Annotated in this window: 7 protein-coding genes; 1 reads left to right on the top strand and 6 read right to left on the bottom strand. The window is 48.5% G+C overall.

The genetic code is table 11. The annotated features are described in order from the left end of the window. Positions 1 to 53 precede the first annotated feature (53 nt). The 6 genes from AB1656_16245 to AB1656_16270 form a co-directional block, all read right to left on the bottom strand. Positions 54 to 1,010 carry an ROK family protein gene (locus AB1656_16245; GenBank protein ID MEW6236935.1) on the bottom strand — a complete coding sequence of 319 codons (957 nt, stop codon included), beginning with the start codon at positions 1,008 to 1,010 and terminating at the stop codon, positions 54 to 56. Further along, positions 1,007 to 1,579 carry an SIS domain-containing protein gene (locus tag AB1656_16250; GenBank protein MEW6236936.1) on the bottom strand — a complete coding sequence of 191 codons (573 nt, stop codon included), beginning with the start codon at positions 1,577 to 1,579 and terminating at the stop codon, positions 1,007 to 1,009. The genes AB1656_16245 and AB1656_16250 overlap by 4 nt, the downstream gene beginning before the upstream one ends. 50 nt (positions 1,580 to 1,629) lie before the next feature. After that, positions 1,630 to 2,088 (bottom strand): hypothetical protein, encoded by a 459-nt coding sequence (locus tag AB1656_16255; GenBank protein MEW6236937.1) that lies wholly within the window; start codon positions 2,086 to 2,088, stop codon positions 1,630 to 1,632. Next, entirely contained in the window at positions 2,069 to 2,617 is a 549-nt protein-coding gene (locus tag AB1656_16260; GenBank protein MEW6236938.1) for a hypothetical protein, read from the bottom strand. The genes AB1656_16255 and AB1656_16260 overlap by 20 nt, the downstream gene beginning before the upstream one ends. Positions 2,618 to 2,619: 2 nt before the next feature. Beyond that, entirely contained in the window at positions 2,620 to 3,240 is a 621-nt protein-coding gene (locus AB1656_16265; GenBank protein MEW6236939.1) for a hypothetical protein, read from the bottom strand. Between the two features lie 120 nt (positions 3,241 to 3,360). Continuing rightward, positions 3,361 to 4,242, bottom strand: coding sequence for a DMT family transporter (locus AB1656_16270; GenBank protein MEW6236940.1), 882 nt, complete (start codon positions 4,240 to 4,242; stop codon positions 3,361 to 3,363). A 250-nt stretch (positions 4,243 to 4,492) separates the two neighbouring features. Here AB1656_16270 and AB1656_16275 point away from each other — a divergent pair, with 250 nt between their 5' ends. Further along, on the top strand, positions 4,493 to 6,043 hold the full coding sequence (locus AB1656_16275; GenBank protein MEW6236941.1) for a sulfatase-like hydrolase/transferase: 1,551 nt from the start codon (positions 4,493 to 4,495) through the stop codon (positions 6,041 to 6,043). Positions 6,044 to 6,638 lie beyond the last annotated feature (595 nt).

Consider the following 6,638-nt stretch of genomic DNA (forward strand, 5'->3'; position numbering starts at 1 on the left):
AAATTCCCTATCACATTAAGAAATTCCCCGTTGCTACGCAAGGGAACAATGAGTTAAAGCATAACGCCGCCGATCTTTTGTCCCAATAAAACCGCTCCCATAATTACGACTTCTTCGCCTAGAGCCGCTGGGACGATTTCGTAACGATTCATGAAGGGCTTGAATACGAATTGTTTGACTTTCTGGCGCAACGCATCCCAAAAGAGCGGCCCCATTAGAGAGACGCCGCCGCCGATGACGATGCGCTCCGGGTGGAGAAGGGCGATGACGTTGCTTATGGCGATGGCCAGCGCCGTACAGGTATCTTCCAGTAGGGCGTTGGCGAGGAGGTCGTCCCGCTCCGCCGCCGTGTAGACGGTTTGTGCGGTTACGGCATCCGAGCTCCCAGCGAGTTCGGGCATGATGGAGGATTCGCCCGCTTCGACGGCTTCCCGCGCGCGGCGTCCGATCGACCAACCGGAACAGACGAGTTCAAGTTTTTCCGGCTCGCCCGTTTCCGGATCGGGTATCCAGGTATGGCCGATTTCCGCCGCGCCAAGGCCTTGGCCTTCGTCCATGACTCCGTCCGTAATCAAACCGCCGCCGATGCCGCTGCCAATGGTGATGTAGAAGATGCGGCGCAAACCGCGCCCCGCTCCCATCATCGCCTCGGCGTAGCCCGCGAGGGTGGCGTCGTTCTGGATAGAGGCGGGAACGTTCCAACTCTCCTCCAGCCATTGTTTGAGGGGGAAATTGTCCCAGCCTTCGATCTGATGGGAGACGAGCGCCGTTCCCGTTTTGGAATCGATAGGGCCGCCGAAGCCGACGCCGATTCCGGCGATATCCTGGCGGGAAAGGCCGGATTCGCGCAAGGCCTGCTCCATCAGGGAAGGCAGAGCTTCGCGGATGCCCTCGCCGCCGCGCGCCGCGTCGACTTGCGCGCGAACCAGGCTGATGAGTTTTTCGTCGCGAAAGCCGACGCCCGCCTGCAATTTGGTGCCGCCGATTTCAACGCCGATCGCCGCTTTCATGCCGCCGTTCCCTTAAAGCGCTCGCGCAAGACATCCAAGACGTAGTGCATATACACCCCGTGAACCGCTTCCAGCGCGCCCATGTTGTAAGAAGGCACATGCAAATCCTGCTGTGCGATTTTTCGCAGCTTGCCGCCGTCGTAACCGCTCATGCCGAACGTTTTCATGCCGTGGGCGTTGGCGTATTCCACGGCCTTGATGACGTTGGGGCTGTTGCCGGATCCGCTGATGGCGATGAGCAGGGCGCCGGGATGGCCGAAGTTCTTCAGCTGTTCGACGAAAACGTTTTCGTAGCTGGTATCGTTAGCCCATGCGAGAATGTAGGGCGTATTGTCGGTCAGGCTCATTACCTTGAGTCGTTTTTGGTTTTCGAAATCGCTGAGCGTTCCCTTGCCTAAATCCTCGCAGAAATGAGAAGCGTTGGCGCCGCTGCCGCCGTTGCCGATAATAAAGACGAAAGCGTCGTTTTTGTAGGCTTCTTCAATGGCGTCCACGAGGGCTTGCGCCTCCGCCGGATCGACCTTGCGCATCAGTTGCGCGAATTCATCCAGATAAGCGTCTAATGTCATGTAGGGCCTCCATGAGGGTGAATGCTTTCCAATTAATAGAAAGTCAAGATTTATTCCATAGGTTTTTTTAGGATTATCGCTTCATCGCGAAGTTGCATTCTAAAACGTAATTTTACCGAATTAGGAGTCTTAAGTTTGGAATTATAAACGCCGTTTTTTAGCGTTCGAACTTCGGAATGAGCATAATTATCGATCAATGGGTTATGAAATACATTATAACTATATTCATATAGGGAATTTTCGGGAGTCATGGATATCATTCGTATATCTTTTACGTAAAAAGCGGCGATTCCCCAATTCAGCCATGACGGTCTTAATACATCTTCAGGCTTGCTGTATTTTTCTCGATTAACTGAAAAAACAGGGAATCGAATGGATGTGAAGTCAATGCGTTCTTCTTTGATTTCATCGATACGCCAAAACAAACGTTCGAAAGGTTCAAAATTTTGATCGGGTATCAAAGGAGTTGAAGACGATTCCATCGGCATGTCAGGAATTGAAGAATTCACGAATAATAGACTCCAATTTTACTTCTTTTATAGAATGACTATCAAATTCCCTAACTTCAATGCGTCCTTTGCCGTCGGAATAACCTAAAAGAATTTCGTTCGAATTAAGACATTCTATGCCTAAATACTTACAATCCTGAGTAAAAATAATTCCTACTCCGCCTTCTACGGACGGAGCAATTCGAGAGGGTTTTAAATCACTGCCGCTAAGATAAGTTAAAACGGTTTTCGCATTATTGATTGCGATTGAATTGGGTGGTTCCGCATCATAGCTATCCCACCCTGCTTTCAAATTCTGAAAACTCTCACATTTATTCATTAAGACCATCAAATCCGAGTGAATAATGAAATAATCACCCATTGGATGGTTTACGGAAATTTTTACTATATCTCCATGATACTGATAATGTGATTGTTGATTATCTGTCACATCAAACTTATATTCTTCAATATTATCATATTTATAAGGAGAATACATCTCTGACGGATAATTCAAGTTAGGTGGAATCGTATCTAATAAAGGGGACATAATCAATTTTCTCGCTCCATTCTTAGTCCATAAACATTTTCCAGAAATTTCAATAACATCTCATAAAGATCAAGTGTTTTATCTCTCAGATTTTCTATTGCTTCTCTCGCTGTTGTTATTGAATGGTGGAAATTGGCCATAATATCGATTCCGGGAATATTATTAATGAGATATAAATTTAACATTTTATTATTAATAATAATTTCTCGGATAATTTTATGAGACTTAATCGTGCCCCCGAAGAGATTAATGCAAGAGTTATCTTTAAAATCAAAAATCTCGAGCAATTCTTTTGACGGAGTTTTTTCTTTAAATCCAAAATTAATTCCCAATCCATTAATCGGAGTGTTAGGTAATTCTTCTAACACTGTACACACCATTTTTTCTGCTTTAATAATACATTGATCGCTTGGATTAAGAATATCAACAAACAATTTCCTATCATCGATATGAATAGCGCTCTCTTTATCCCTATATATTAGTGGAGCTACAGGGGCAATTGGAACCAATTTTTCAACTTCATTAGAAACAAAAAGATTTTTACAGACCCATTCGGGCATAAAAATCATTCGATTCCAATATCCGTTAATCACCAAATTCCATTTTTCCTGGTGTGGTTTCACTTTATTGACTTTCCGTTGAAATTATTTGTAATTCTATTATTTGGAACGAGTTATATTGTACTATTTTTAGGTCGACAGTCAATGATAAACTCATTTTTGCTCAAGGAATATCTGCATTCATCAAGATGATGGTTCTATTTCCGGTTGGCTATACAAACTATACAAAAGCACGGCGGTCAGGATGACGGCGCCGCCGATGAGGGCTTGGATGGAGGGCGTTTCGCCATTGGCCAGGTATACCCATGTAGGATTCAAAACCGGTTCTATGAGGGAGAGGATGGCGACTTCGACGGCAAGCAAGCCTTTGAGCGCAATGATGTAGAGGATGTACCCTACTCCGATCTGGAAAACGCCCAGCCATAACAATCCCGCCCAGACGGCGGGAGAGGATAGTTGCGCCCAAAAACCGGGCTGATAAAGCGCCGCCAAGGGAATGACGAAAACGGCGTTGGCGGCGTTGCCCCAAAAAACGGAGTCCAACGGCCCGCGCTCGCGATCCCGGCGCAGAGCGAGAATGACGCCCGCGAACGTCAAGCCGGAGAATAGAGCAAGGCCGTTGCCGCGCCATTCGCCAGGACGCAACTCGCCCATGAAGAAAAACGCCATGCCCAATAGGCTCAAACCGATCGTAACCACTCGGCCAAACGTAATTTTCTCGCCGAGCCACAACGCGCCGCCCGCCATGACCCAGGCGGGCATGGTATATTGCAGGAAAATGGCGTTGGCGGCGGTAGTCATCTTCATAGCCATGACGTATGTGGTCGTCATGAGCACATAAGAAGCCGCTCCCATCCAGCCATAGCGGCTCATGCGGCAGAGAGTTTTACCGCGGCCTTGCTTTATAAGCAGCAAACCGATGAAAACCGCTGCGATTAAACCTCGCAATCCCGCGATGGGAAGAGCGGCCAAGGGCAATAATTTAATGCTCAATCCGCCGGTGGAAAACAACAGCACCGACGCGACGGCGGCGATGACGGCGGAATGACGAGATGGATTTCTCATGGATTCTCATTGGCGAACGTTTGAAAAACAACAACCAACGCACCGCCGATTACGGTTTTGTCGAATCATCATGACGATTCCGCGTCGGGATTCAAGTTCTCTCGTTCCAGCCAATCTCCCTTTGATGCTTGCAGGTTTGTCATGATAAGATGGGCAATGAGGGGAGAATGGTGGGCTACGATTCGCTTTGATCCCACCCTACTCAACTTGCCTGTTTTTTGAGATAGGCTGGGCAATGAGGAGTAAGAGGATGAACTATTTATTCCATTTTTTATTAGTGGTTTGCTTATATAGTATGACTTTATTCAAGCCCGGCTTCGCCGAAGCCGAGACGAAGCCCAACGTGTTGGTTTTGATCGGCGACGATCATGCGTCGTACGTTTATGGAGCGTACGGCAATCCCAAAGCGCGGACGCCCAATCTCGACCGTCTGGCGCGGTCGGGCGTGCGCTTCACCAATGCTTTCGCCAACTGCCCCATGTGCACCGCCTCGCGGCAATCGCTGCTGACGGGACGGCTGCCCCATTCCATCGGCGTCACCCAGTTGCAGACAGCGCTATCCGACGAGCCGCTGACGCTGGCGGAATTGCTCAAGGAATACGGCTATGACGCGGCGTGCATCGGCAAAATGCACTTTAATAACCAACTCAACGATCCGCCGTTGAATCACGGCTTTGATACAATGATCGACATTCCCGATCATAACCGCTATCTAAAAGAACATCCTGCGCACCCGATTCTAAAAGAGTTCGCCGTTCTGCCGCCCTGGCGTCCCTTCCAGGAGCCGGCGCGGATTTGGCTTAACGGCTCCTATTTGCCTTTCGGGGCTTATGACGAAGATATGAGCGGGACTTGGTTCGCCCGCCAGGCGCAGGACTATTTGCGCAGCCGGAAAGGGAAGCCTTTCCTGCTCTTCGCCAGTTTTTACGAACCGCATTCCCCATACCGGTTTCCTATCGAATACCGCAACATGTTCGATCCGAAGACGTTCGAGGTTCCTCAGCCCGGCCCGGATGACGATTGGCAGATTCCGGAAATCTTCCGCGATCTGACCGATTCCGAGAAGCAACGCATTACGGCTTCCTATTACACGTCAACCGCCTTTCTCGACAAAAATATTGGGCTGGTTTTAGACGCATTGGACGAATCGGGATTGAGCGATAATACCATCGTGGTTTATTTCGGCGACCACGGCTATCACTTAGGCCATCATGGACGATTCGAAAAGCATAGCTTCTACGAACGCGCGCCCAAGGCGCCGCTGGTTTTCCGCATTCCTGGAATTACTCCCCAAGGGGAAGCGAACGACGCCCTCGTCGAATTCATCGACATCTTTCCCACCATCGCTGCGGCGTGCGGCGCCGCCCCGCCGAAGGAAGTGGAAGGGGAAAATCTTATCCCAATCATGAAAGGCGAGAAGAAAGAATTGCGCTGGGCCGTATTCAGCGAATATACGGAAAACGAAGAAGCGATGATCCGGACGCATCGCTATAAATTGATCTATTCCAGCGGAAAAAGAGAACGGCAGGACGGCTATCAAACCGGACGCCCAGCGCCGCAACCTATGCGCTTGCTCTTCGACCTGGAAAAGGATCCGGAAGAGATGACTAACCTGGCCGCCAAAGAGGAATACGAGCCGGAAGTCGTCAAATTGGAGCGTGAAATGTTGCGCCGCCTTAAGGAAACCTACCCACAGCAATTCAAAGTTCCCGCCGGGCTGGGATTGGAGGAAGCGCTCGATTGGTACTTGCAGCCGCGCGACGCCGTCATGAGAGTGGGCGCCGAGAAAAAGGGGAAATAGAGAAATTAGTAATACTTCTTTATTTATTGCCTCATGTTACGCGCAATGGGTAATTAAAGGAATCGCTTCCTATCTTCGTTCGAATCACGAAAGCGCGAAAGGAAAAAGAAAACCACGAAAAAAAGAAAAGACTAATAGTTGGCGTAAGGAATCCCGCTGCACGAAAGATTTTTCCGTGAAATCCACAAGAATCCGTGATATCTGTGATTCGAAAATTCCGTGGAATTCGAGTTATTTCGTGTTTTCGTAATTCAAAAACACAAAAGAGGCTCTTGCAAAATTCATAAAATCCGCTTTTTAATTCTCCCCCCAAGATTGGAGGGAGTTAGAGGGGGGTTGATTTTAATGGACTTACGTCAACCCCCTCTCCTGAACGAACGGGCACATAGTTTACATTTTGAACCGGGCACATGGTTTACACTTTTGTCTCGAAAATTGTGGCGGTTCCTTTCTTTTTTTGAAGAGCTAACCCATCTCCAGATATAGCATATTCCGAGTTTCCCATTCATTCAAAAACCTTTTTTTTACCTCCGATCCTACAGTTTATCATACCCTCTCCGATAGTTATTAGCATCAGGAAAAACGGAGACAGGCT

This window comes from Candidatus Omnitrophota bacterium, from assembly GCA_040755155.1.
In the GTDB taxonomy this organism is placed as follows: Bacteria; Hinthialibacterota; Hinthialibacteria; order Hinthialibacterales; family Hinthialibacteraceae; genus JBFMBP01.